Source organism: Candidatus Frankia alpina, from assembly GCF_902806485.1.
Classification (GTDB): Bacteria; Actinomycetota; Actinomycetes; order Frankiales; family Frankiaceae; genus Frankia; species Frankia alpina.
The window spans coordinates 1-23,462 of the sequence record NZ_CADCWT010000053.1 but is presented as its reverse complement, the minus strand read 5'-3'; the positions used below and the strand labels follow the sequence as shown (position 1 = coordinate 23,462).

The following is a 23,462-nucleotide window of genomic DNA, read 5'->3' as shown; positions in this document are numbered from 1 at the left end:
GGGTCTCCACGCCGCAAGTCCGATGACAGTATCCGGCGGACCCGGCCCGTTCAGGCTGGGCTTCCTGACCCATGTGCACGGCCGCGGACGGCCGGTCGGCGCCGTCTACCGCGAGCTGGTGGAGCTGTTCGTTGCGGGCGAGGAGCTCGGGTTCGACGGCGGCTGGCTCGCCCAGCATCACTTCTCGCCCGACTACGGTCGCCTGCCGTCGCCGCTGCTGCTGCTCGCCGCGGCCGCCCAGGCGACCCGGCGCATCGAGCTGGGCACCGCCGTCGTCCTCCTGCCGCTGGAGGATCCGATCCGCCTCGCGGAGGACGCCGCCGTCCTCGACGCGCTCAGCGGCGGTCGTCTGCAGCTCGGGCTCGGCACCGGCGGCCCGCGCGCCCCCGCCTTCGGCGCCTTCGGCCGCGACGCCGCCCGGCGGCGGGAGCTGTTCGCCGAGGCACGCGCCCGGCTGCGGGAGCTGCTCGTCGGTGAGCAGATCGCCGGGACCGACGGGCTGCGGCTGCATCCGCCCGCGCGGACCCTCACCAGCCGGTTCTGGGACTCGACGACGAGCACCGACGGGGTGCGGGCGGCGGCTCGGGCCGGCGATGGGCTGCTGCTGGGTATCGGCCCGGCGGCTTCCGCGCAGCGCCCCCTCGCCGACGCCTACCTGGCCGCCCATTCGGCGCCCACGGAGGCACGGCTCGCCGTCTCGCACGGGGTGTTCCCCGGGCCGGACCGGCTGACCGCCCGGGTGGACCTGGCCCCTGACATCGCCCGGTTCCGGCCCTACCTGGGGCACTTCGGTTTTTCCCCCGACCTCGACGACGGCGCCGCGCTCGACGCGATGAACGTCCACCACGGCCCCGTCGGCGTGGTGATCCACAGTCTCGCGACCAACCCCGTCGCCCCCGCCGCCGTGTCGTACTTCATCGCCGCGGTGCAGGGCGAGGCCGGTGCGGCGGCCGACCTCGATGCGACGCTGCGCCGTATGGAGCTCATCGCCACCGAGATCGCCCCGGCGCTGGGCTGGCGGCCCGCACCCGTGCCCGCACCTGTGCCCGACAGGCCGACTCCGATCGGCCCGGAGAGGAACAGCAGATGACCACTACCCGCAACGGCCGTGGGCGGCGGATGCTGACGTTCGGTGCCGTGCTGCAGGGCGCCGGCGGTCACATCGCCGGCTGGCGCCATCCGCTGTCGCCGCCCGACGGCGGGCTTGACCTCGCCCATCACATCCGGGTCGCGCAGACGCTGGAGCGCGGCACTTTCGACGTCGTGTTCGTCGCCGACCTCCTCGCGGTCTCGGGCACGCATCTGGACTCGTTGCCCCGCACCGCCCGGTCGAACACGTTCGAACCCCTGACCCTGCTGGCCGCGCTGTCCACGGTGACCGAGCGGATCGGCCTGGTCGGCGCGGCCAGCACGACCTACAACGAGCCGTTCCACGTCGCCCGCAAGTTCGCCTCGCTCGACCATCTGTCCGCCGGCCGCGCCGGCTGGAACGTGGTGACCTCGGTGAGCCCGCGGGAGGCCGCGAACTTCGGGCAGGACGCCCACCTCGAACACGGCCTGCGGTACAAGCGCGCCGCGGAGTTCGTCGACGTCGTCCGCGCGCTGTGGGACAGCTTCGACGACGGCGCCGTGCTGCGGGACACCGCCGCGGGCCGCTACTACGACCCCGCCGGCCTGCACACCCCGCATCACCGCGGCGAGCACTTCACCGTGCGCGGGCCGCTGAGCATCTCCCGCCCGCCGCAGGGCCACCCGGTCATCTTCCAGGCCGGTTCGTCCGAGGCGGGCAAGAACCTCGCCGCCCGCGACGGTGAGGTGGTGTTCACCGCGCAGCGCGAGCTGGCCGGCGCGCAGCGGTTCTACGCCGACGTGAAGGCGCAGGCCCCGGCGCGGGGGCGGGGGCGCAACCCCGACCATCTGTTGGTCTGGCCGGTCCTCGCGCCGATCGTCGCCGACACCGAGGCCGCCGCCCGCGCGCGGCGCGACGAGCTGCTGGAGCTCATTCACGACGACGTGGCCCGCCGTCTCGTCCAGGACACCGCCGGCGACCTGGACCTGTCCGGCTATCCGCTGGACGGGCCGTTGCCCGAGGTCGGTGAGACGAACCGTAGCCGCGGCCGCCAGGAGCAGTTGCTCGGCCTCGCTCGCGGCGAGAACCGGACGATCCGGGAGCTCGCCCGGCGGTCCTCGGGCGGCGGCATGATCACCGGCACGCCGGAGACGATCGCCGACCATGTCGAGGAATGGTTCACCGGGCGCGGGGCGGACGGCTTCAACGTCGGCTTCCCCCGCCTGCCCGGCGCCGCCGAGGACTTCGTCGACCACGTCGTGCCGGAGCTGCGCCGCCGGGGCCTGTTCCGCGAGTCCTACACCGAGACCACACTGCGGGGGCATCTCGGCCTGCCGCGGCCGGGGGAGCGGGACCGCGCCGAGTCCGGTGCCGAAACGAGCGGGGCGGGAGCCCGATGACGTCGACCGAGCCACGGCGGACCGGTCAAGTTTACCTCAACGCCTTCCTCAAGCCGCCGGGGGAGTTCCTCGCCGCCTGGCGGCACCCCCATGCCGTCGCCGACGCCGGGGTGAACATCCGGCACGTGATCGAGCTGGCGCGCACCGCCGAGCGGGGGACCTTCGACGCGATCTTCCTCGCCGACCTGGTCGGCGTCCCCCTGACCAGCCAGGAGGTGCTCTCCCGCGTCTCGGTCGTCAACGACTCGTTCGAGCCGACGACCCTGCTCGCCGCGCTCGCCACGGCGACCACCCACATCGGGCTCATCGCGACGGCGTCGACGACCTACAACGAGCCCTACCACCTGGCCAGGACCTTCGCCTCGCTGGACCACATCTCCGGCGGGCGGGCCGGCTGGAACCTGGTCACCTCCCTCAACGACGCGGAGGCGCGCAACTTCGGGCTGGACAGCCACGTCGAGCACGAGCTGCGCTACGCGCGCGCCGCCGAGTTCCACGACGTGGTGACCGGCCTGTGGGACAGCTTCGACGACGACGCCTTCCGCCACGACCAGGCGTCCGGGGTCTACTTCGACGCGGAGAAGCTGCACTGGCTGAACCACGCCGGGACGCACTTCCGGGTCGCTGGGCCGCTGAACATCGCCCGGCCACCGCAGGGCCGGCCGGTCATCGTCCAGGCCGGTGCCTCCGAGACGGGCCGGGAGCTCGCGGCCCGAGTCGGCGAGGTGATCTTCACCGCGCCGCCGACCTTGCCGCAGGCGCAGGCGCACTACGCCGACGTGAAGGCGCGGGCCGCGGCCGCCGGGCGCAACCCCGACCACGTGCTCGTGCTGCCCGCGCTGTCCACGATCGTGGGGCGGACCCAGGCCGAGGCGGAGGACAAGATCGCCGCGCTGCGCTCGCTGCTCGACCCGCGGGTGGCGCTCGCCGACCTGGCTTACCGGCTCGGCGGTTTCGATCTCACCGCGTTCCCGCTCGACGGCCCGCTGCCCGAGCTGCCGGCGTCCAACCAGAGTCTCAGTGACCAGCGGCAGATTCTCGACCAGGCTCGGGCGGACAACCTGACCATCCGCCAGCTCGCCGAGCAGATCGCCCGGGACGACCGGACCCTCGTCGGCACGCCGACGACCGTGGCCGATCACATCCAGGAATGGTTCGAGCAGCGCGCCGCCGACGGCTTCAACGTGATCTTCCCGTACCTGCCGGACGCGCTGGACGACTTCGTCGACCTGGTCATCCCCGAACTGCGCCGCCGCGGCCTGTTCCGCACCGCCTACACCGGGCGGACGCTGCGCGAGCACCTCGGCCTGCCGCGTCCACCGAGCCGGTACGCCGCCCGGTCGGAGGCGGCCACCTGACGCGGCCACCGCCGGGGCCCGGCCCGCGTCAGGGCTTGTAGCCGACCGCGCCGTAGATGCTTACCTGCGCGTCGGTCAGCTCCGACAGCGGGATGGCCTTTACGCGCGAGGCCGGGTCCGTCGAGGTCGCGCCGTCGCCGGCCGGGGTCGTCTCGGCCGGGTCCGCGAGTTCGGGCCGCCAGTGGTGGACGACCTGCAGGCCGGGCTCGACGAGGTCCAGGCCTTCGAAGAACCGCTCGACCTCGGCGCGGGTGCGCAGGTGCATGGGGACGCCGCTGGTCAGGTAGGCCCGCTCGACCTCGCGCATCGCCGGGTCGAAGTCGGCGGTCAGGTGGGTCAGCGAGACGTAGCTGCCCGACGGGAGCAGGTCGACGAGGCGACGCATGATCCCGTACGGGTCGTCGCCGTCCGGGATGAAGTGGAAGATCGCGATGAGGGACAGTGCGATCGGCCTGGTCAGGTCGAGAGTGTCGTGCAGCTCGGGGGCGGTGAGGATGCGCCGGGTGTCGCGCAGGTCCGCGTCGATGTAGGCGGTGCGTCCCTGCGGGGTGCTGGCGAGCAGGGCGCGGGCGTGAGCGAGCACGATCGGATCGTTGTCGGTGTAGACGACCCGCGCGTCGGGGGCGACGTCCTGGGCGACCTCGTGCAGGTTCGGGGAGGTCGGGATGCCCGTGCCGATGTCCAGAAACTGGCGTACCCCGGCCTCGGCGGCCAGATAGCGGGTCGTCCGGGTCATGAACAAGCGGTTCTGCCGGACCACGATCCGGGAGTTCGGAAACACGCCGAGAACCTGTTCCGCGGTCTTGCGGTCGGCGGGAAAGTTGTCCTTGCCGCCGAGGAAGTAGTCGTACATGCGGGCCGGGTGAGGCACGTCGACCTTCAGATCGAAGCCGGCGCCCTCCGGGACCTGTCCGGCCCGCTGGCCGCCGAGCTCCTCGGTGTCCTTGCCGCCGAGGCCCTCGTCGGCGGTGGTCAGCACGTTCTCGGTCTCCGACACCGCGTCGCGCCCTTCGTCTCGTCGGACTGTCACGGAATCACTTTAGTGGGTGATGCCGCAACTGCGGTGAGAGACCAGAGGCATCCGATACGTATCCCGTCTCCGCGGACGAACCCAGGCCGGCCGTATGCGGTGCGTTGTGCACGGTCTGAGCCGGCGGATCGTGCACAACGCACCGCCATGCGCGTCTCGCGCGCCGCGACCGGCCGTTCGTTCGTGGCTGGGGCTGCGGACGAGTCGCGGCCGTGCTCGTCGGGCAGCGGGCGGTCGCCGGTGCACTCCAGTGCCTCCCAGAGCAGCATGCGCAGCAGGTCCGGGTTCGTGCGTTGGAAGTCATAGGACTTGCGGATGTACTCCGCGATGCCCTCGTCGATCTCCACGATCGTCGCGGTTCTCATCTCCTCCAGCATGTCCGCCAGGACGCGCCGGCCGCGCCGTCAGGCCCTGGTCGCGTCTGTCGGCCCCGGGGCGGGCGCGAGCAGGCCCCGGCGGCGCAGCAGGGACAGGACTCCCTCGGCGAACCAGTACGCCTCCTCCAGGTGCGGCTGGCCGGAGAGGATGATGTGCTCGATGCCGAGGTCGTGGTACTCCGCGATGCGGTCCGCGACCTCGGAGTGGCTGCCGACGAGCGCGGTGCCGGCGCCGCCGCGGACGAGGCCGAAGCCCGCCCAGAGATTCGGGGAGATCTCCAGGGCGTCGCTGTTGCCGTGGTGCAGGGCCGCCATCCGCTGCTGTCCCACGGACTCGGTCTGGGCGAAACGCCGCTGTGCCGCGGCGATCGCCGCCGGATCGAGCTGGGCGAGCAATTCGTCGGCGATCGCCCAGGCGGCGGCGGTGTCCCGGGTGATGACGTGCAGCCGGATGCCGAATTTCAGCTCGCGGTCCTGTTCCTTGGCCAGCGGCCGCATCCGGTCGAGCCGCTCGGCGACGGCGGCCGGCGGCTCGCCCCACAGCAGGTAGACGTCGGACTGTCGGGCGGCGACGAGTTCGGCCGCGGGGGAGGCGCCACCGAAGAAGATCGGCGGCGTCGGATCGGGACGTTCCCGGACGGTGGCACCCCGCACCGCGTAGTGCTCGCCGTCGAAGGTGAACGGCCGGCCCGTCCACGCCCCCTGGACGATCTGCAGGAACTCTTCGGTACGCCGGTACCGGGCGTCGTGGTTCAACCAGTCACCGAAGCGCTGCTGCTCGTCGGCGTCGCCGCCGGTGACCACGTTGAGCAGCAGCCGTCCGCCGGAGATGTGCTGGTAGGTCGCCGCCATCTGCGCGGCGAGGGTGGGGCTGAGGAAGCCGGGCCGCAACGCCACCAGGAAACGCAGCCGGGTGGTCTCGCGCAGCAGGGCCGCGGTGGTGAGCCAGGCGTCCTCGCACCAGGTTCCAGTCGGGGTGAGCACGGCCTCGTACCCGAGATGCTCGGCCGCGCCGGCGATCTGGGCGAGGTATTCGATGCTCGGCGGCCGTTGGGCGGCGGGCTGCAGGTGGGGGGTTTCCTTGGCGCTCACCGCGGCGGCGTCGAGGTTGCGGCTGTCTCCCGAGGTGGGCAGGAACCAGTGTGCGTGCACGTTCACGCGGATCTCCCATATGCCGGAGGGCGAGGGGCGAGGGGCGAGGGGCGAGTGCCGGAAGGACGAGCTGAAGGGCTTAAGCCTCGGACCGACAACGCGTCCGGACCGGTGGACACGAGCCCCGCGATCCTGCCGGCGGATCAGCCGCTCGACGGGCCGGCCGCGACGCCGATCAGTGGGACATCGGGCGGCGCGGGACGCGACACAGCGCGCTGGCCACCCGGGCGAAATCCACGTGCAGGCGGCAGACCAGAGTGGGATCCGCGCGCATGAAATAACCGTATGCCCCGGCCGTGGCGCAGTCCACCGCCATGCCCGTCGTGCCCGGCGGGACGGCGGCACGAAACGCGCACCGGACTCGGCTCGCGTCACGGTCTGGAGCGCCCACGGTGGTGCGGCCTCAGGGACGCAGCAGCACCTTGATCGCCCGGCGCTCGTCCATCGCCCGATAGCCCTCGGCGACCTCGTCCAACGGCAGTTCCAGATCGAAGATCCGCCCCGGCCGCACCCGGCCGGCCAGCACGTCGTCGAGCAGCTCGGGCAGGTAGGCGCGCACCGGCGCGACCTCGCCCGCCAGCCGTACGTTCTTCATGAACAACGGGCCCAGGGGCAGGTTGCCCAGCGGGGCGCCGACGCAGCCCAGCCGCCCGCCGGGGTGGGCGACCGCCGCGGCCTGCTCCAGCGACTCCTGCGAGCCGACGCACTCGAGGACGGCGTCGGCTCCATCGCCGAGCAGCTCGCGCACCTGCGCGATGCCCTCGGCCCCTCGACCGGCGACGATGTCGGTGGCGCCGAACTCGGCCGCCAGCTTCTGCCGGCTCGGCGTCCGCGACATCGCCACGACGCGTTCCGCCCCGAGGCGGCGGGCGGCGAGCACCGCGCACAGGCCCACGGCGCCATCGCCGACGACCACGACGGTGGAACCCGGACCCACCCCCGCGCTGACCGCGGCGTGGTGACCGGCGCCCATCACGTCGGACAGCGCCAGGACGTCGGGCAGCAACGCGTCGGGCAGCTCGGTGCCGACCCGGACCAGGGTGCCGTCGGCCAACGGCGCCCGGATCAGGTCGCCCTGGCAGGCGTCGGAGCGGGCGCCGGACCCGTCGTCGGTTCCCCAGACCGAGCCGTTCTCACAGGAGGTCTGCAGGCCGGCGCGGCAGTACCGGCAGGCGCCGCAGCTGATCAGAAAGGGGGCGACGACCACGTCGCCGGGCCGCACGGTGTCGACCTGGTCGCCGATGTCCTCGACGAACTCGTGCCCGATGCGCTTCGGGAACACGCTGGGCGTCTTGCCGCGGTAGGGGTGCAGGTCCGAACCGCAGATACAGCTCGCGGTGACGCGCACCACCGCGTCGGTGGGGCGCTGGACGACCGGGTCGGGGAACTCCCGCAGCGCAATCTTTCCGCCATCCTCCAGCAGGGTCGCTCGCACGTTCCCATGCCTCCCTGACGTTCGTCCCGGCGGCTGTCCACCGCGGTCGCGTTCCGGTCGTAGCCCGGCCGGAACCCTACCTGCCACATGGACGCTATCCGATCCAGAATGATCGGGTCGTCGGGGTGCCGCCCGCTGGCCGCTCCGGCCGGGTCGCCCACGACGGGGCCGTCCCCCACACCCCCCACGCCCGGCTCGTCCAGCACCTCGCCGTGACCGACGACCTCACCGTGTGGATCGGCGCCAGCCCCCGCTCCCGCAAGGCCGCCGACCTGGCCGCGAACCCCGACAGCCGGGTGGCGTACGCGCTCGAGGAGCGGGCGGCCTTCGCGTACCTGAGCATCTCGGCGACCGTCACCGTCGTCGACGACGAGCGCGAGCGCGTCACGAACTGGGAGGACGGTCTGGCCGCCTTCTTCCCCGCCGGGCAGCTGCGCGCCGGCGGGCGGCGAACTCCCTGAGGATCCCGTTGTTACCCTGCGGCATGGGCCATCTCTCCCATGGTCAGTTGTTCCGGCTCGCCCGGGCCGCGGAGGGCGCAGGCTTCGGGTTCCCCGACCGGCGGCGGTTGCTCCTCGACGGGCTGCCGTCTGCCTTCGTGGCCCTGATGCCCGTGCACGCGGTGCCCCGCATCCAGCTCCTGGCCGATCTCCAGCGCCTGAACTCGGCCGGCGAACTACCCGACGGTACGGTTCCGCTGCGGGTCTGGTTGGACAATGCGAGCCTGCTCGTCGGCGGCGACCCCGCCGAGCCGGCGATCACCGAGGCCCGGACGTGGCTGCCGGCGCGCGGGCGCCCGGCCGCCGGTCCCGGCGAGTCCCCCTCGGCCCTGGAGCAGATCTTCATCAGTCACGCGGATGCGGCGTCGGACCGTGCCTGGGCTGCCTGGACCGTGGCGGTGCTCGAGGGCATCGGCCTGACGGTGACCGCGGCTGTCTGGGACGACGTGCCCGGCCGCGACTGGACAGCCGAGGTGGGCCGCGCCCTCGGCGAGGGCGGCCTGATGCTCGCGTTGCTGTCGTCCGCCTATCCGCCTCGCCCCGGGCTGCGCAGGAGTGGAGGCTCGCCGCCGGCCGGGGTGCCGACGGCGACGGCGGCCCGGGTCTGGTGCCGGTCCTCATCGAACCCGTCGACCCGCCGGGTTTCCCGGGCATGCGAACCGAGGTGAACCTCTGCGGCCTGACGGAGTCCGCGGCGAAGTCGGCTCTGCTCGCCGTGGTGGGCAGCGTCTGTTGCCCGGCCGGGAATGGCGACGGGCCATCCGGAGTGCCCTTTCCCGGGCCGTCCGGATGATGCGGCCGGGGTGACCCGAGGCGGGAGAACGGCGCACGGTCGCTGGGCTGGACGCATCAAATGTTACCCATCGTGACCTGCGCGGATTGCACTGGAGCGCCGTAGCGCACTCGAGGCGGCGGCATATGGCCGCCCGACATGCGAGTTTGGCAGACCGCAGGGGATTCACCCGGACGGGTGTCTCCGCCATGTCGATCGGATCGCGTTGTGTTCTGCGCTGGACTGCCGGGATACTCCGGGCCGCGCGGTGAAAGGGAGGTCGAGTGACCCGGCAGGGCATCGCGGGTGACGGAGACGAGGGGATCGTCTCCCCGCTCGTCGATCTGGACGGTCTCGGTCTCGACGCGCTGCGGTCGAGCAACGATCCGGACATCATCGGGATGGTGCGGTTCTTCGTCGAGAAGTGCGAACAGCAGGCTGCATACGGTGGGTTCAAGGTCGGACGGCAGGACTGAGCAGATCTTCGCGGTTCTCGTGGCCGGGGGAGGAGCGCGGGAGAAAGCGGAACCGGCGCCCGCGCATCAGCGGATTTCCGGCCTGCCGCGCGGGGCGGTCGATGTTCCCGGCGCGTGATGGGGCGTCATGAAGAGGCATTTCCTGCCGGCTCATCTTCTGCGTACCGTCACGTCCGGAATGGCGGGCGAGGAATGCATGCCGGTCCTGGTCGACGCCGAGTACAGCCTGCGCCTCGTCGCCCTGCGGGCGGTCCTGGACACCGTGCGGAGAACGACGCCGGCAACGCCTCTCGCTGACATCGACGAGGCTTGGGATCTCCTGGTCAGGGTGGACGAGGCCGCCCCGGAGATCGTCTGGATGGTACTCGCCTATCCGCACGTGGGGACCTGGGCGAGGTCGGTGCTGCGCCGTCTGCGCGGGCCGGCGACGTCGGCTCAACCGGCGGGGCTGCCGGCGTCGACCGGGGCCACGGTGCCGTTATGGGCGGAGGTCGGCTACCTGCACGCGCTCGCCGCGTCGGCCGCCGCGCGAGCCGGGCTGACCTTCTGCATCCGGGTGCCGGCCGTGCGGGGTGCTGTGAGCCTGCCGACGCTGGGCCTGGTCTCGCCGCCCGGCGTACCCGGCCCCGCCGCGCCCGCCAACGCGGCGGGGCCGGTCCCGGTCGCGACCGCGCAGGTCATCGGGGCGCGCGGCCGGGTTGAGGTGGACCTCGACGGCAGCGTCGTTCCGCTTCCTGCCGCGCTCGACGACGACGCGCGGTCCTGGCGACCCATCCGTTCCATCCGGGTGGTCCAGGGCGGCGCGGTGCTGGCGGTCGCCCTGGACGACCTCGACCCGTACCGGGTGGTGGCCGGCCGGACCGCGCCGCAGCCGCTGGGGGCGGCGCAGGCCGCGCGCTGGCGGGAGGTGCTGGCGCAGGCCTGGCGCCTGCTCGTCGAGGTGGACGGCGAGGGCGCCCGGGCGATGGGCCGGGTCCTGGGCGCGATCACCCCGCTGGTCCCCGCGGAGCGGTTCAGCCCGCGCAGCGCCTCCTCCGCGGACGCGTTCGGCTCCCTGATCGCTTCGGCGCCGGATGACGCGGCACAGCTCGCCGCGATCCTCGTCCACGAGTTCCAGCACAGCAAGCTCGGCGCGGTCATGCACCTCGCCCGCCTGCACGACGCCGCCTCGGACCGCCGGTACTACGCGCCATGGCGCGACGATCCGCGCCCGTTGTCCGGGCTGCTGCAGGGCATCTACGCCTTCGCCGGGGTGACCTGGTTCTGGCGTGCGCACCGGCACCGGACGGCGACGGCCGGCGCCCGCCGGCTGGCCGAGTTCGAGTTCGCGCTGTGGCGGGCCCAGACGTCGCGGGCCGTGGCGGACCTGCGCGGCGACTCGGGCCTCACCGCGCTCGGCGAGTGGTTCATCGCCCGCGTCGACCGGTGGATGGCGCCGTGGACGGCAGAGCCGGTGCCGGTGGCGATCGAGCGGGCCGCCGGCCTCCGCCGCCCTCGAACACCGCACGGGCTGGCGGCTGCACCATCTCAGGCCCGCGCCTGACATCGTCGAACGGCTGGCCACGGACTGGCTTGCCGGCACCGACGCCAGGCTGCCGCCGGCCCGTGGCCGAACCGGCGGAGCCGCGACTATTGGAGGCCAGGGCCGTGCTCCTGCGTTACCGCCTCGCCGACCCGGCCACCTTCGCCGGCTTCGTCGCCGACCCGGCCCGCGCCGCCGAAGCGGTCCAGGGCGCGGCCGCCGCCGACGTCCTGCTCGCCGCCGGCCGCTTCGACGAGGCGCGGTCGCTGCACGCCGCGCGGGCGCGCGCCACGCCCGCGGGCCGGGACGCCTGGGTGGGGCTCGCCCTGTGCCTGCACGGGCAGGCACAGGGGCCCGGGACGGTGGACGCGGCGGCGCGCTCGGCCCTGCTGCGCCAGCCGGAGGTGGTCCGGGCGGTCGCCTGCCGGGTGGCGGACCTCGACCGCCCGGCGCCGGACCCGGTGCGTCTCGCCGCGTGGCTGGCGGGTCGGCTCGACCGGGCGATGCCCGCCCCAGCGGCGCCGGACTGAGGACTGAGGCAGTCCTACCAGGCCCGGCGGCGGTTCACAGCGGCATGGGGTCGATGTCGCAGTCCGCCCGGCGCCACTCGCTAACGACCCGGGTCGCGGCGTGCGTCGCTCCCAGGGCGCGGGTGAGCAGGGCGACGGCCGCGGCGTTGCGTTTGGTGGCCTCGCCGGTGCGGCCGACGGCCCGCAGGTCCAGGGCCAGGTTCGCTGCGCACATCAGGGTGGCCGGGTGAGCCTCGCTGTGTGCCCTCGCCGACCGGGCCAGCGCTTCCCGGTCGCGCTCCTCGGCCTCCTCGAACTCGCCGCGGGCGAACGCGTCGCTGGCCAGGTTCGTCGCGCACAGCAGGGTCGAGGGATGACTGTCGCCGACCCGCTCCCGGAACGCGTCGAGCGTGGCCCGGTCGAGGCCGTACGCCTGGTCGATGTCGCCGAGCCGCCGCAGCGTCACCGCCATGTTCGCGGCGGCGGCGAGGGTGTGCGGATGGGTTTCGCCGAGGATCCGCCGGTAGCGGTCGAGGGTGTCCCGGCCGAGCAGCAACGCGCCGTTGAGGTCGTCGGTCTGCCGGCGGTCGACGGACAGGTTCAGCGCCGTGGCGAGCGTGTCGGGGTAGTCGGGGCCGTAGCGCGAGACGTACCGGGCGTGCGCGTCCTCGGATAGGGCGCGGGCCTGGTCGACCGCGCCCGACTTGCGCAGGGCGACGGTGAGGAAGCGCACGGCGAACAACAGCAGCGGGTTGTTCTCGTCGTGCAGGCTCCGCCGGTAGGTGGCGACGATCTCCTCCTGGGACCGTCGAGCGTCGAAGTAGTCCCCGAGCTCCCAGCGGTCGATGTTGACGCCGATGCGGGTGGAGAGGATGGGGTCGTCGTCGGCGCCGAGGTTGCGGGCGAGGTGGTGGACGGTCGACTCGTCGAGGGCGAGGGCGCCGCGGAAGTCGCCGACCAGGCGCAGGCTCACGCCCAGGTTGTGGGCGGCGGTGAGGACCGACGGGTCGTCGTCGCCGTAGGCGGCGCGCAACCGGTCGTGGACCTGGCGGGACAGCTCCGCGGCCCGGCCGAAATCGCCGCGCACCCGCGCGCTGGCCGCCACGGCGCCGAGTGCCTCGAGGGTGTCCTCGTCATTGTCGCCGCGGATGCGCCCCAGGACCGTGTAGCGCCGGCTGTTGATCTCGGAACTCTCGCGGAACTGGCCGACGACGAAGAGGATGTAGCCCAGCCACTTCGAGATGGTCAGCGTGGTCTCCGGATCCTCCTCGCCGTACTTGGCCAGGCAGGTGTCGTAGGTGCGCTGGGTGAGGTCGCGGCTGGCGGCGTGCGCGCCCCACTTCCACAGGTACTTCGCCTCGTTCACGACGAGCTGGCGGACCCATGCCTCGTCGCAGTCGAAGGCCTGCGAGTCGACGACGTGCGCGTACAACTCGCCGTAGCGCGCCCACTTGGCCGGGTCGGCCCAGTCGTTGGGATCGTTGGAGGCCAGGACGAGGTGGGCGCCGTGGCGCAGCACGGACTGTTCGTCGTCGGTGAGCCGGCTGCGCACCACGTCGCGGACCAGCCGGTGCAGGTGCAGTGTCTCGCGGTCGGCGTCGATCTTTGCCAGGCCGAAGCGGTCGATCTGGTGCATGGCGCGACGTAGCTTCGTGCGGTCGCGCAGCGCCGTGTCGAGCTCGGGGATGATGGTGGTGGAGCGTACGTTGGCGAACAGGCCCCACGGGATCTGCTCGGGCGCGAAGTAGGAGCAGACGCCGACGAGCTGCAAGGCGCCCTTGTTCGTCTGTTCCAGCCGATCAAGGGCGATTCGCCGCGCGGCGGCGACCGGCAGCTCGTGGCACAGGTCCGGGAAGCGGGTCGCGAGCTCCGCCCGTTCACGTTCGAGCTGTTCGAGGTATTCGGCGGCCGGCATGCCGGTCACCGCCCGCCAGGTTGCGGCCTGCTCGACGGCCAGCGGGAGGTCGCCGAGTGCCGCGGCGAGCCGGTCGGCGTCCTCGACGTCGAGATCCGGGCTGCGCCGCTGGAGCAGGTGCCGGCTCTCCTCGCGTTCGAACACGTCGACGGCCAGCGGCGCGCCCTCATCGGCCCAGGCCGGGTTGCGTGAGGTGACCAGGATGCGGCCGACCGAGGTCGGCGGTCCGCCCGGACCGGTCGGAAAGTACTTCTTCACGTCGTCCGGCGAGTCGGCGTTGTCGAACACCAGCAGCCAGCGGTCCGACGGTCGGCCGGCGGCGAGTTCGCGCAGCACGGCCGGGACCGCGGTGTTCGCCTCGCTGCCCGCGTCGAGGCCCAGATGCTGGGAGAGTTCGACGAGAGCGGCGTCGATCTGCGCCAGCCGCTCCGCCGGGATCCACCAGATCAGGTCGAAGTCGGCGAGATGCCGGTAGATGTACTCGATCACAAGTTGGGACTTGCCGACGCCACCGCGGCCGTGCAGTGCGTCCGGCAGCACGGCGGTCGGCCCGCGCATCAGCCTGGTGTGCAACTGGTGGAGCAGGTCCTCCCGGCCGGTGAAGTAGGTGTTGCGGACCGGCAGGTGACCGTGCTCCATCGGCAGTCTGCCGCGAGACCGGTGCGCCGGCGCGGCGGGCTGGTCATGGGCGAGGACCACGGACACGTTCGCTCCTTGGGTGGGATCCGTCGGGACGTCATGGTCGGCGTCGGAGCCGTGCGAGGCGCGGTCGAGCTGCGGCGCGTCGGGCTCCAGCGCGGCGACCAGGGCACGTGCCCGGCGCAGATGCCGGCCGGACATCGCGCGCAGCGCCGCGAGTTCGGCGACCAGGTAAGGCCGGCTGGTCGAGGTCACCGGCTCGAACGTCTCGCCGCCGGGCTCGTCGAGTGCCCGCGCGGAGCGGCGGACCGCGCTGACCCGGGGGTCGAGCACGTTCTGCACGACGCGCATGACACCGGCGGTCTCGGTGCGCCGGCCGCGCGAAACGCGTTGATCCGGTGGTAAGCGCCGGCGGCGGTGGGCGGGACGACCTCATCGTCCGGTTCGGGGCGCCGGTGCGCGACGGTCGCGGCGAGATCGGTCCAGCCCGGCAGCGTGCCCGCGACGAGACCGGCCCAGTTGCCCAGCGACGCGGGATCGAGCTGAAGGACCGGCACAGGCACAGCATTATCGGGGTTGGGGAGTGCAACGCCGGGCAGATCCGTCGCGGGCAGGGGCGCGTCCCACGGGATCCGTGGCTGCGGGTCCGCGAGGAGGAGCCTGTTTCCTGGCCCGTCGCCGACTGTCCGTAGTTTCTTGCGCTCGACGGGGATCCCGGCCCGGAACCACAGCTGCTGCGGGAGCAGGTGGACGAGCGCGACGGACTGGTGGCGTCCCCACAGGTGCAGCGCCGGCTCGACGGAGCGGGTGCGTCACGCCCGGCCGATCCAGTCGGTGATCACCAGGATGAGCCTGCGCCCGCTCGGGTCCGCGATCTCCGCCGGCGGGCTGGCCGACCCCGGTCGCCCGCCGCGTAGCAGCACCGAGGCCGGCGAGCCGCCCCCGGTGATCAACCGGCGGCGGGTGACGTTGCGAAACGCCCCAGACTGCTCGAGCGCGGCGGTGAAGGAGGTCACGGCCTCCTGCCAGAAGATCATCGAGGTATGGTTGTCGACGACGAGGACGAGATCCCACCGGTGCTCGCGGGCATGTTCGAACACCGGCAGCCACAGGCCGTCGGCGGCGGCACGGTCGGCGGTCGCCTCCTCGTGCAGCGTGCGGCCATGGGCGGCCGGACGAACATCCGTAGCGGTCGCAGCGCCCTCGACAGCGCCCTCGGCGGCACCCCCGCCCGGCCCGTCGTCTCGCCGCCCGGCCCGGTCTGCCGCAGCGGCCATGAGCCCTCTCCCGCCCAGTGTGCGTCGTCCGGCTCGGGCCCGTCCGGCGGCGCGTCGCCGCGTTCCCGATGGGTGCCGCCCGGCGTCAGTGGCGGCGCCGGCCGCCGGTGGCGCCGGGCGCTGGGCCGCTCCGTCGGCGTCGCCGTCATCGTCTCCGGGGGCCGATCCGTCCGCCGCCGCGCGGATCCGGCCGGCCAGAGCGCGTCCGAGATTTCGGACCACAGCAGGTCGGTCGGAGCGGCAGGGCGGGGTATCGACGCCGCGGTGGGTTCGCCGGTGCCCGGCCGCCAGGGGCGGGAAAGGCGACCGATCGGATCCGACTCCCGAGGGCGGACCGCGCGCAGGGGACCTCCCGGCATGCCGGCGCGCCGCGCGGCCGCGCCGGCCGCCGGGCCGGATCCCGTCATGGTGCGGCGGTGAGCGGCCGCCACACCGCGCGCAGCAGGGCCTGCCAGGCCTTTCGGTCACTGAGCTCGAATGCCCCGGACGTCACCAGGTGCACGGCGTTGAGCAGCTGGTCGGCGGCCAGGTCACCCCGCTCCTCCCGGGCGCGCAGGAAGTCCGTGACGAGGTCGCGGGTCGTCTCGTCGGTGCCCGGTGGGAAGTGCGCCGCAATCATCCGGACCAGCTTGGCCTCGTTCGGCTCGGTGATGCTCAGCCGCAGGCAACGGCGCAGAAACGGGGCGGGGAACTCGCGCTCCCCGTTACTCGTCATGATCACGATGGGGAAGGCGTGGCACTGCACGATGCCGTCGAGCAGCGGCGCGGTCCGGCCCGCGTCGGCGGTGTGCACCACGACCTCGCGCTGACGGTCCCGCACCCGGACCAGCTCGGGGATGACGAACCCGCCGTCCTCGAAGATGTTCAGCAGATCGTTGGGCAGGTCGATGTCGCTCTTGTCGATCTCGTCGACGAGCAGCACCCGCGGCAGCCGGTGGGGCAACAGCGCCGTGCCGAGCGGGCCGAGATGGACATAGTCGCCGATCTGGCCCTCGCCGCCGGCATCGTCCGGGCCGCCCCGGCGACCGGCGGCCGCCTGGGCGCGGCCGATGGCGTCGTACTCGTACTCGCCGTTATGCAGCGTGGTTCGGCTGGTGATCGGCCAGCGCAACGGCCGGCCCAGCCGTAGCTCGCGGGCGATCCGCAGGGCGAGGCTCGACTTGCCGGTGCCCGGCGGGCCGGTGACCAGTAGCGGGCGACGCAGGTAGAGCGCCGCGTTGACCATCGACACCTCGTCCGCGTCGACCCACTGCGCCACGGTGGCTCCGAGCCTGCGGTCGAGGTCGGCGTTGTCCAGCGGGGGCGGGGGGAGGTCAGGCCCGCCGTCGAAGTCCCGCCACCGCGGCGGCGCGGGCCAGCGCCGGTCCCGCTCATCGGCGTCGAGGGGAATGCCCGTGCCCTGGAAAATCCACCATCGGGTGTCACCCGGCCCGGCGGTCCCGGCGGCTACGGAAGCGTCACCTTCGTCTTCTCCGTTCACGGGCGGGCCCCCTCCGACGAGAATCCGCTAGCCTGCGGGTACGTCCGGACGTCTTCGCGGATCATCCCACAGGAGAGCCAGCTGGAATCCGGCGGGTTCATCGTCCCAGGTTTCATCTGTCTCGTTCGCCGTTTCCGAGGCTTGGCGCGCAGCCTCGGGCGAGCTGTTCGCCGCAGCCGACGCCATCCTCGCTTCAACAATACGACGCCTTTCGAGAACGCGGCGCGGAAGCGAGCGGAAATCGCCACCGGCGAGCAGGCCGCTGACCTCCTCGCGGAACAGCGGCGAGAAGCAGTCCGACCGATGCCACATCATCACGGGACAGCCGGCCCGCAGGGCGAGCTCGACCTCACGTCCGCCGTGCGTGTCCGGACCGCCGGGCGGGGCGCTGAGCACGAGGCAGACGATCTCGTCGGCCCGCAGCGCGGCGTCGAGGCGCCGGAGGCCGTCGGCGCCGTGGCCGGAGCTGTGATGCGCGCGGGGCCGGGTGCCGTTCGGCCGCGGTTCCTCCACCAGTCGCCACCGGTTGGCCCACATCCGGCCCCAGTGCCGGCTGCGCAGCCGGCGCAGGCTGCGGATCACCACCGGGTACGCGAGTCCCAGCGCCACCGGGCGAAACGAGCCGCTCTCCAGCGTCCACGCCTCGACCGGCAGCCCGAACAGATCGTCCGGCAGGATGAACTCGACGGCGAGCGTCCGCGCCCGGCCGGCGTCGTCGCGGGTGCCCCCCGCACCCCACTCCGCCTCCATGTCGACGATGAGCTGCTCCACGGTCGCCTGCAGTTCGGTCGCCGCAACCGTGTGTTCTTCTCCGCGTACGGGGCGCCATGGTCCCAGGTCCCACTGCCGCCACGACGAGACCAGCAGCTGGTCCGGCCGGGCCGCCGCCGGCTCTATCTGGATCATGAGATGGGCGGTGGGTTCCTCGCCCGCGGGCCGATCGGCGGGCGGAATCGGGTCGAGATGCGCCGGGGGTTCGGGCAGATCCCACCGATCGGCCGTGGTCTGGACGAGCCGCTCCACGTGGGCGCGGGCGGGCGGATCGAGCCGCGCCGCGGCGAAGCGCAGGAACACCAGCCACGGCGGGTCCACCTCGGGCGCCGCGTTGCACGGCGCAAGGTGGACGAACAGATGCCACAGCGTCTCGTGCCCGGCCGGTGGCCGGGACAGCCGGTCGGCGGTGATCTCGTAGGCGACCCGGGCGGCGTCGGGCAGCACCCGTTCCCACAGGCAGTCGCGCAGCATCAGCCAGTCGGCGGCGGACAACTCCCCCTCCAGCGCGGCGAGCGCGTCCAGCTCGGCGACGCAGAGTCGGACCGCCCGCGCCGTCGTCTCGTCCCCGACGAAGTCCACCGCCACGGCCAGCGCCGCCAGGCCGTCGGGCAGCTTCACGCACAGGCGTACCAGATCGCGCAGCACCAGCCCGGGCAGCAGATGCCGGCGCGGTTGTAACCGCTCGGCGACGGCATCCTGGACGTAGTCCTGCCGCAGCCGCAGCCCGCCCTCGTCGGTGACGGCCGTGCAGGTCTCCAGCGCCCGCACCAGGTCGAGTTCGGTGCGTAGGCGCAGAGTCGTGAACCGATGAGGCACCTGCCACCCGCCCCCCGGTCAGGTCGTCGTCAAGGGCGGTTCGCGGCCGGCGATCCGCACCACAAGCGTAAGACTCGGTCATTGAACGAACCTGACAAATGAACGCTCTGAATCGGTGCGGGTCGTCGTGGCGCGGGCGTTGTTCCGGCCCGCCCGCACGCGGCGGACCTGCGCGAACACCGGGATGGTCGGGAACCATGGATGAGAGTGAGGCCGCGGGTTCAACCGGCGGTCAACGGATTTACAACCGCCGACCCGACCTGGCCCGACTCGGCTCGACCTGGCCCGACTCGGCCCGGCCTGGCCCGCTCTCGGTCGAGGGCGAGTCGCCGACGCTCGGCCGGCGGTACTCGGCCGGCGAGGGTCAGCTTGCCAGCACGGTGGCGATTCTCGCCCCGGTGGGCCCGTCCAGATCCGACACCGGGATCCAGCGGTGGTCGGTGACCTCGTCGTGACGCAGGTCCACCGTGCCCGGCCCGGTGGACCGCAGGATCTGGAAGATAAACCGGAAATCGTAATGCGTGTGCTCCGGTTCGCCCTTCTCCGGATTCTCGGGAATCGAATGGACGTCGATGTCCACCGGAATATTACGCAGGGGCCGGACCGTCGACGGGAGAACGCCGGTCTCCTCGGCGAGCTCCCGCAGGGCCGCGGCCACGAGCGTGGGATCGGTGTCGTCGACGTGGCCGCCGGGGAAAAGCCAGCGGTCGAGTGCGCGGTGGCGGACCTGCAGAACTCGAAAGGTCGTGTTCACGGCGATCGCCCCGCAGGTCACGTGGCCTGGCAGGGTGGTGCGGGCGGTGACCGGCGCCGCGGTGGTCGCCAGCTCTAGCAGCGGGACCAGCCTCTCGGCCTCCCTCGGATGCGCGACCAGATAGTCCCGAACCACGGAGATCACCCGATCGTTCAATCTGTATTCCTCATTCATCGTCGGTACTCGTCGTCTGTACGGGGTCGGTGCCGTCGGCCGATGGTCCTCGAATGCCGCCGTCTCATGATGGCACGGGCCGTGGCATTCCACGGCTCGGCCGCAGGCCAAGCCGTGGTGCCGCCCGGCGAACGGATCGGAACTCGGCCCCGGTCACAGTGGACAGGTGGGCGGGCGTGGTCTGGTGGGCCGTCATTCCGGGGCGCCTCGTCGGTCTGTCGGATCCGGGCTGGCGGCGGCGAGGTCGAGGGCCCGCAGGGCGAGCTCGGCGTAGAGGGCGGCGCCGTCGGGCAGGACGGTCTCGTCGAAGCGGGCGCGGGGGCTGTGGTTGAACGGCGCGGTGTGCGGGTCCGAGTCTGGGGTGCCCGCGCCGATCGCGATGAAGGTTCCGGGTACCTGGGCCAGGACCCGGGAGAAGTCCTCCGAGCAGGCCAGGGGGTGGGTGAGTTCGCTGTAGCGGCGTTCGCCGGATGTCTCTGCGACGGTGCGGGCGGCGAGTGCGGTCTCGGCCGGGTGGTTGATGGTCGCCGGTCGTTCGGGCACGAACTCGATGTCGGCCTCGATGTTGTGGCCGTCGGCGATGCCTTGCAGCAGCCGTCGTGTGGCCTGTTCGATCTGGTCGCCGGTGCGGGTGGAGAAGGTGCGCACGGTGGCCTCGAAGTACGCCTCGTCCGGGATGATGGTGCGCCGGGTGCCGGCTCGCAGGACGCCGACGGTCAGCACCACCGGGTCGAACACGTCGAACTGGCGGGTCACCATGGTTTGTAGGGCGAGGATCATTTCGGCGGCGGCGGCGGCGGCGATCGGGTCGTGGGCGCGGTGCGGCATCGAGCCGTGGCCGCCCTCGCCGCGTACGGTGACGCGCAGCATCGCTGATGCTGAGGTGATCGCGCCGGTCCGGCCGCAGAACTGCCCGTGGGGCAGTTCTGCGGAGAACACGTGTAGGCCGTAGGCGGCGGATACCCGGCGTCCGGAGGCGTCGAGCACGCCTTCGTCGATCATCTGTTGGGCGCCTTCCCAGCCTTCCTCGCCGGGTTGGAACATGAACACGACGTCGCCGGGTAGCCGGTCGTGGTGTGCGCTGAGTAGGTGGGCGGCGCCGACGAGCATGGCGGTGTGCAGGTCGTGGCCGCAGGCGTGCATGGCGCCGTCGGTGGTGGGAGGCGTGGTCGAGGCCGGTGCGTTCCTGTACGGCCAGCGCGTCCATGTCCCCGCGCAGCAGCACCGCCGGCGGGCGCGCGTGCCGCCGCCGCGGGATCCGGGTGGAGTGGGGCGCTGGGCGCGGGCGCGGTGCCACGCAGGACCGCCGTCACCGAGCTCGCGCCGCGGCCGGTGGTGATCTCCAGCGGGAGCCCGGCGAGGGCGGCGAGTACCCGCTCCTGTGTGCGCGGCAGGTCCAGGCCGATCTCCGGTTCCCGGTGCAGGCACCGTTGCAGGTGCACGAGGTCGTCCGACATGGAGCGGGCATCGTCGAGCAGCGACATGGCTGTCCTCTCCGCAGACGGCGGCAAGCAGGCTCAACACGGATGATGTGCGAAGTCTGCGCGAACTGCGGCTTCGGCGGTCTGGAGGACCGATAGGTGGACCCGCTCACCGGCTCGTGCTGGAGCCTGATAGCCTAGACAACACCGAAGGCGGGCGACATGCACATCGACCGTATCGACCATCTCGTGCTAACCGTGGCCGACCTCGAACCGAAGGCCGCCCGTCCCACCCCCGGCTCGGCCGACCTCTGCCTGATCAGCAGCGTGCCCCTCGACGAGGTAAGGGCCCGACTCGCCGAGCTCGGCGTGCCTATCGAGCAGGGCCCGGTGGGCCGCACGGGCGCCACCGGGCCGATCACCAGCTGCTACCTCCGCGACCCGGACGACAACCTGATCGAGATCAGCACCTACGACGGCGACACCGCGTCGCCGACCGCCACCGGCTGACGGTTCTGCTCGGGCACGACCATGGCTGGCCCGGCCGCGGTGGCGTCGGGCCCGTTCGGGACGCCCACGGCCCGCAGCAGCGCCGAGCCGATCAGGGCGACGGCGAGGTTGAGCGCGAACGCCGTGACCGCGATGTACCCGGCGCGGCCGAGACCGGGCACGTTCGCCAGCGAGCCGCCGAAGTGGGCGGCCAGGGCGCTGCGCTGGGCGTAGGCCTCGGCGGTGCCGTAGCAGATGCCCACCAGCCAGCCGGCTAGCAGTGCCCACCGGTGCAGCCGCGGCCGCCACAGTGCGAGTACCACCGACGGGAACGTCTGCAGGATCCACACCCCGCCGAGCAGTTGCAGGTTGATGGAGTTCTGGGTGTCGAACCCGAGGACGAAGACCAGCGCACCGGCCTTGACCAGCAGCGAGGCGATCTTCGACACGCGTGCCTCCTCGGCCGCGGTCGCCCCCGGCCGCAGATACCCGACGTAGACCGTGCGGGTGAACAGGCTCGCCGCCGCAATCGACATGATCGCGGCGGGGACCAGCGCGCCGATGGCGACCGCGGCGAACGCGACGCCGGTGAACCAGGCGGGGAACTCCCGCTCGAACAGCAGCGGCACGGCGAGGCGCGGATTCGTGGTGTGCACCCCGGCGGCGATCGCCACATAGCCGAGCAGCGCGAGGAAGGCCAGCAGCAGTGAGCACAGCGGCAGGACGGCGGTGTTGCGCCGGATGACCTCCCGGCTTCGGGTCGCCAGCACCCCGGTGATCGCATACGGGCACAGCAGCAGCGCCATCGCCGAGCCGAGGGCGAGCGTGCCGTAGGCGATGAACTGGGTGGGCCCGGGGATGAACGCCGCCGGCGCCGGACGGCCCGCCTTCACCGCGGCGGCGTTCGCCGCGTCGAACTTGTGCTGCGCTGCGTCGAAGACCGCGCCGAAGCCGCCGAGGCGGTGCGGGATGACGACGACGGCGACGAGCACCACGGCGTAGATGAGCAGGTCCTTCGCGAACGCGATCAGCGCCGGTGCCCGCAGCCCGGCGGTGTAGGTGCAGGCAGCGAGGATCCCGAACGCGACGACGATCGGCAGGTCGCGCACGACCGCGACGACACCGCGGGCGGCCACCGCTTCGACCCGCCGGTGGGTCCAGCTGGACTGGTGGGACCTGTCGGACCGGTGGGATCCGGGGGACCGGCGAGGCCGACCGTCGGGTTCGGCGGGGTCATGGTCGTGCATCATCCGGCGTCGCTCCTGACGTATGACTGCGCAGGGGAGTCGGATGATGACTATAGGGTGAGATCTCGGCGGGGATGGGCAGTGCGCGATGTGCGGCGTGTGGTCCGGTCAGCTGGACGCCGTGCTGGCGATCGCCGAGTCCAGCCGGCGGAGCTGATCGGCCGCCCACCGCTCAGCGCCACCTCCAACGGCCGACCGGTGCCGGTCGGCGGCAGCGCCCGGCGACCCCGAGGCCAGCGACCTGCGCCGGTTGGCCTGGCCGGCGCGGGCGGTCACAGCCAGCCGGCGTTCTCGGCGGTGCGTAGGGCCTCCATCCGGTTGCGGGTGCCGGTCTTCGCGATCACGGATGACAGGTAGTTGCGTACGGTGCCCTCGGAGAGGAACAGCCGCTTGGCGATGTCGGCGATGGTCGCGCCGTCACGGACCGCGACGAGGACGTCGCGTTCGCGGCCGGTGAGCGGGCTCGCCCCGCCGGCGAGGGTGGCGGCGGCGAGGGTGGGGTCGACGACCCGCTCCCCGCGGGCGACCCGGCGGATGGCGGCGGCGAGGGCCTCGGCGGGCGCGTCCTTGACGACGAAGCCGAGCGCGCCGGCCTCCATCGCCCGGCGCAGGTAGCCGGTGCGGCCGAAGGTGGTCACAATGAGGACCTGGGTCGCCGGCGCGGTGGTACGCACCGCCGCCGCGGCGGCCAGCCCGTCGATGCCGGGCATCTCCACATCCATCAGCACGACGTCCGGGCGCAGCGCGCCGACCTGGGACACGACCTCGATGTCGTCCTCCAGGGACAGCAGCGCGGCGAGCGCGCCGCGGACGAGATGCTGGTTGTCTGCCAGCAGCACCCTGATCATCGGCGCGCCGTCGCCGTCGCCGTCGCCG

21 protein-coding genes are annotated in these 23,462 nt (G+C 72.7%); 9 read left to right on the top strand and 12 right to left on the bottom strand.

Annotated elements, in window-relative coordinates; genetic code table 11:
• The 3 genes from G6R25_RS08685 to G6R25_RS08675 form a co-directional block, all read left to right on the top strand.
• Positions 1 to 1,090, top strand: a 1,090-nt coding sequence (locus tag G6R25_RS08685; protein ID WP_473246885.1) for an LLM class flavin-dependent oxidoreductase, incomplete at its 5' end; no start/stop codon positions are given.
• A complete protein-coding gene (locus tag G6R25_RS08680; protein ID WP_163552565.1) occupies positions 1,087 to 2,469 on the top strand; it encodes an LLM class flavin-dependent oxidoreductase in 1,383 nt (460 codons plus the stop codon). The genes G6R25_RS08685 and G6R25_RS08680, both read left to right, overlap by 4 nt.
• On the top strand, positions 2,466 to 3,827 hold the full coding sequence (locus G6R25_RS08675; protein WP_163552564.1) for an LLM class flavin-dependent oxidoreductase: 1,362 nt from the start codon (positions 2,466 to 2,468) through the stop codon (positions 3,825 to 3,827). Before G6R25_RS08680 ends, G6R25_RS08675 begins: the two co-directional genes overlap by 4 nt.
• 28 nt (positions 3,828 to 3,855) lie before the next feature.
• Here G6R25_RS08675 and G6R25_RS08670 read toward each other — a convergent pair whose 3' ends face one another.
• The 4 genes from G6R25_RS08670 to G6R25_RS08655 form a co-directional block, all read right to left on the bottom strand.
• Complete coding sequence (locus tag G6R25_RS08670) at positions 3,856 to 4,857, bottom strand: SAM-dependent methyltransferase (RefSeq protein WP_419469329.1); 1,002 nt, start codon at positions 4,855 to 4,857, stop codon at positions 3,856 to 3,858.
• Positions 4,854 to 5,234: a hypothetical protein gene (locus tag G6R25_RS08665; RefSeq protein WP_163552563.1), complete on the bottom strand. Its 381-nt coding sequence runs from the start codon at positions 5,232 to 5,234 to the stop codon at positions 4,854 to 4,856. The genes G6R25_RS08670 and G6R25_RS08665 overlap by 4 nt, the downstream gene beginning before the upstream one ends.
• Positions 5,235 to 5,261: 27 nt before the next feature.
• Complete coding sequence (locus G6R25_RS08660; protein WP_163552562.1) at positions 5,262 to 6,392, bottom strand: LLM class flavin-dependent oxidoreductase; 1,131 nt, start codon at positions 6,390 to 6,392, stop codon at positions 5,262 to 5,264.
• 397 nt (positions 6,393 to 6,789) lie between these two features.
• Positions 6,790 to 7,821, bottom strand: coding sequence for a zinc-dependent alcohol dehydrogenase family protein (locus G6R25_RS08655; RefSeq protein ID WP_163552561.1), 1,032 nt, complete (start codon positions 7,819 to 7,821; stop codon positions 6,790 to 6,792).
• Positions 7,822 to 7,946: 125 nt separating this feature from the next.
• On the opposite strand from G6R25_RS08655, the gene G6R25_RS08650 reads away from it, so the two are divergent.
• From G6R25_RS08650 to G6R25_RS08630, 5 genes are all read left to right on the top strand, one after another.
• Positions 7,947 to 8,282, top strand: coding sequence for a pyridoxamine 5'-phosphate oxidase family protein (locus tag G6R25_RS08650; RefSeq protein ID WP_235947844.1), 336 nt, complete (start codon positions 7,947 to 7,949; stop codon positions 8,280 to 8,282).
• Positions 8,283 to 8,305: 23 nt separating this feature from the next.
• The gene (locus tag G6R25_RS08645) at positions 8,306 to 8,989 is read left to right on the top strand and encodes a TIR domain-containing protein (RefSeq protein WP_163552560.1); all 684 of its coding nucleotides are present in this window, start codon (positions 8,306 to 8,308) and stop codon (positions 8,987 to 8,989) included.
• A 388-nt stretch (positions 8,990 to 9,377) separates the two neighbouring features.
• Positions 9,378 to 9,569 (top strand): hypothetical protein, encoded by a 192-nt coding sequence (locus G6R25_RS08640; protein WP_136449637.1) that lies wholly within the window; start codon positions 9,378 to 9,380, stop codon positions 9,567 to 9,569.
• A gap of 196 nt (positions 9,570 to 9,765) precedes the next feature.
• On the top strand, positions 9,766 to 11,112 hold the full coding sequence (locus tag G6R25_RS08635) for an HEXXH motif domain-containing protein (RefSeq protein WP_163552559.1): 1,347 nt from the start codon (positions 9,766 to 9,768) through the stop codon (positions 11,110 to 11,112).
• A 104-nt stretch (positions 11,113 to 11,216) separates the two neighbouring features.
• Entirely contained in the window at positions 11,217 to 11,621 is a 405-nt protein-coding gene (locus G6R25_RS08630; protein ID WP_163552558.1) for a hypothetical protein, read from the top strand.
• A gap of 34 nt (positions 11,622 to 11,655) precedes the next feature.
• Here G6R25_RS08630 and fxsT read toward each other — a convergent pair whose 3' ends face one another.
• The 6 genes from fxsT to G6R25_RS08600 all read right to left on the bottom strand — a co-directional run bounded on the left by fxsT (position 11,656) and on the right by G6R25_RS08600 (position 20,572).
• Positions 11,656 to 14,505: an FxSxx-COOH system tetratricopeptide repeat protein gene (gene fxsT, locus G6R25_RS08625; protein ID WP_163552557.1), complete on the bottom strand. Its 2,850-nt coding sequence runs from the start codon at positions 14,503 to 14,505 to the stop codon at positions 11,656 to 11,658.
• A gap of 461 nt (positions 14,506 to 14,966) precedes the next feature.
• Entirely contained in the window at positions 14,967 to 15,431 is a 465-nt protein-coding gene (locus tag G6R25_RS08620; protein ID WP_163552556.1) for a hypothetical protein, read from the bottom strand.
• A gap of 403 nt (positions 15,432 to 15,834) precedes the next feature.
• Positions 15,835 to 16,911 (bottom strand): AAA family ATPase, encoded by a 1,077-nt coding sequence (locus tag G6R25_RS08615; protein ID WP_163552555.1) that lies wholly within the window; start codon positions 16,909 to 16,911, stop codon positions 15,835 to 15,837.
• Between the two features lie 27 nt (positions 16,912 to 16,938).
• Positions 16,939 to 18,501 (bottom strand): VMAP-C domain-containing protein, encoded by a 1,563-nt coding sequence (locus G6R25_RS08610; protein WP_163552554.1) that lies wholly within the window; start codon positions 18,499 to 18,501, stop codon positions 16,939 to 16,941.
• A 364-nt stretch (positions 18,502 to 18,865) separates the two neighbouring features.
• Positions 18,866 to 19,399, bottom strand: coding sequence for an NUDIX hydrolase (locus G6R25_RS08605; RefSeq protein ID WP_235825755.1), 534 nt, complete (start codon positions 19,397 to 19,399; stop codon positions 18,866 to 18,868).
• A 222-nt stretch (positions 19,400 to 19,621) separates the two neighbouring features.
• Positions 19,622 to 20,572, bottom strand: coding sequence for a M20 metallopeptidase family protein (locus G6R25_RS08600; RefSeq protein ID WP_336500955.1), 951 nt, complete (start codon positions 20,570 to 20,572; stop codon positions 19,622 to 19,624).
• Positions 20,573 to 21,072: 500 nt separating this feature from the next.
• Here G6R25_RS08600 and G6R25_RS08595 point away from each other — a divergent pair, with 500 nt between their 5' ends.
• The gene (locus G6R25_RS08595) at positions 21,073 to 21,360 is read left to right on the top strand and encodes a VOC family protein (RefSeq protein WP_163552553.1); all 288 of its coding nucleotides are present in this window, start codon (positions 21,073 to 21,075) and stop codon (positions 21,358 to 21,360) included.
• Here G6R25_RS08595 and G6R25_RS08590 read toward each other — a convergent pair.
• Positions 21,321 to 22,475: an SLC5/6 family protein gene (locus G6R25_RS08590; RefSeq protein WP_235947838.1), complete on the bottom strand. Its 1,155-nt coding sequence runs from the start codon at positions 22,473 to 22,475 to the stop codon at positions 21,321 to 21,323. The two genes, G6R25_RS08595 and G6R25_RS08590, sit on opposite strands and share 40 nt — an antisense overlap.
• Positions 22,476 to 22,858: 383 nt before the next feature.
• Positions 22,859 to 23,462, bottom strand: a 604-nt coding sequence (locus G6R25_RS08585; protein WP_473246884.1) for a response regulator transcription factor, incomplete at its 5' end; no start/stop codon positions are given.